The following is a 2,032-nucleotide window of genomic DNA, read 5'->3' as shown; positions in this document are numbered from 1 at the left end:
ACAACAAAAAAGATCTCCCACACGAGGAGATCTCCAAAGGATAGAAACTATCCTTCAACACCATTTGACAAACTTCCTATATTTCTTATAAAAGATCAAATCGTCATGACGTTGCTTATAGTCCATGTTAGTAAACCAACGCACGCCCTTAACTCTAATATATCGATGCCCTTGCTCATCAATTCGTATTCCCGAAGCCTTTAACAGGTCACTCAAAATAGCAAATTTGTTTTTGAGATTCAGCACTTTAATCAACTCTGGTCCCAACATCAACTGACTAGCCCAGTTATGACGCCGACACTCACCTGCCACACCGTAGCAATTATCGAAGATTTATACCGCCAATGGACCACAAGTATTTGATTTGAAAAGCGCTTTCACAACTGTTATAGTATTAGTGTAACCAATAGTTATGAAGAGGGGTTCATTATGACAACTTACAATTATGACTTTCCAAAATCAAAAGCACAACTCAATCAACTGATTGCCGATATCAGCCAATTAAAGGTCAACGTTCAACAAACACACTGGTATATGCGCGGTGAAAACTTCTTCCGTCTCCATCCGCTGATGGACGAATATGGCGATCAACTAAGCGAACAGCTCGATCAAATTGCAGAACGCTTGATTGCTTTAAACGGCAGCCCACTGGCAACAACTCACGAATTCATTGAAAATACTGGCCTACCAGATGACAAAGTCGCTTTTGATCAATTAACGATGACTGAATTCATGCAACGGCTAGTTGATCAATTCAAGTACCTACGTGACCAATACCAAAAAGGAATCGAAGTTACTGACGAAGAAAAAGACTTCCCAACTCAAGATATGCTTAATGGCTTCAAGGATGAAACCGATAAAAATATTTGGATGATCAGTGCTTATCTAGGCAAAGCACCATTCGCTGACTAATATAAAAGACCATATGGCTATAAACGAGTAGCAATATGGTCTTTTTCTTATGCTGAAAAAATAGCAACCAATAACACGGCAATAACTCCCTGAATTATTCACCATAAGTTCTCCAAGCACAGCGTCACCCCGTTATCATGGGCGGTACTGTGTTTTTTATTTTTCACCTTTTTAGTGCAGAAAAAGAACCTCCGATTTGGTATAGTTGATTCACCACAAGTCAGCTATCCACCAAAAGAAAGAGGTCCTTCTCATGGCAACTTTACCGGAAAAACGAGTTAATTTCAATCCTAAATTACATATTTCGCACACTGGTGGTGAACTTTCCACTGATGCTGGGCTAGTGTTGGTCAAAGAATTAATGGCGCAACTCAATTTCACGACCTTAGCGTATCAATTAGTCCATTTTGATGACCAGCGCCATTACGCTCGTTACAGCAACGTTAGTCTACTAGAGCAGGTCGTGCTGCAGTTGATCGCCGGCTACCCTGCCGATCTAGCTGCCACTAGTTTGCGCGATGACCCCACATTTAAATTACTATTGGCACAACCCCAATTGGCCTCACAACCGTCGTTATCCCGTTTTTGGCAACGCTGTGACGAGCAGACCATCACCTCATTACAAACGTTGAATCAAGCATTGCTTGACCAAGCGTGGACTGGCGCCAAGCAACAACAGCTAATTCTCGATATTGACTCGACCCATGCCGATACTCATGGTCATCAGGAAAAAACGGCCTTTAATGCGCATTACGGTACCACGGGTTACCATCCGCTGGTCGCTTTTGACGGGCAAACGGGCCACTGTTTAAAGGCTCAATTGCGCCCAGGTAATGTTTATACCAGTACGGATATTGCCCCCTTTATCACACCACTACTACAGCACTATCATCAAGTCAAACCGAACGCTGATATCTTGGTCCGCGGGGATAGTGGCTTTGCGACTCCAGAATTATACGAAACTTGTGAAGCCAACGACACTTTTTACTTGATCCGCCTGAAAGCCAATCGGCGGCTGAACCAACTGGCTGAACGTTTTGTTCAGAAGCTGTCCAAGATCTATGATTTTTGATATACTTCTATGTAAAAAGCGAGTTTAAGCTATGAAAAATTATCCCAG

Annotated in this window: 2 protein-coding genes and 1 pseudogene; 2 read left to right on the top strand and 1 reads right to left on the bottom strand. The window is 42.5% G+C overall.

The genetic code is table 11. The features are described from left to right. Window positions 1-54 precede the first annotated feature (54 nt). The gene (locus QUF07_RS13740) at window positions 55-270 is read right to left on the bottom strand and encodes an adenine-specific methyltransferase EcoRI family protein (protein WP_289428175.1); all 216 of its coding nucleotides are present in this window, start codon (window positions 268-270) and stop codon (window positions 55-57) included. Between the two features lie 159 nt (window positions 271-429). Between QUF07_RS13740 and QUF07_RS13735 the strand changes: the two genes are divergently transcribed. Further along, window positions 430-912 carry a Dps family protein gene (locus QUF07_RS13735; protein ID WP_002822190.1) on the top strand — a complete coding sequence of 161 codons (483 nt, stop codon included), beginning with the start codon at window positions 430-432 and terminating at the stop codon, window positions 910-912. Between the two features lie 253 nt (window positions 913-1,165). After that, window positions 1,166-1,957 (top strand): annotated as a pseudogene (locus QUF07_RS13730) (IS1380 family transposase); the annotation flags it as partial. Window positions 1,958-2,032 lie beyond the last annotated feature (75 nt).

The organism is Lentilactobacillus sp. TOM.63, assembly GCF_030361045.1.
Lineage (GTDB): Bacteria > Bacillota > Bacilli > Lactobacillales > Lactobacillaceae > Lentilactobacillus > Lentilactobacillus dabitei.
This window is presented reverse-complemented; position numbering and strand designations above follow the sequence as displayed.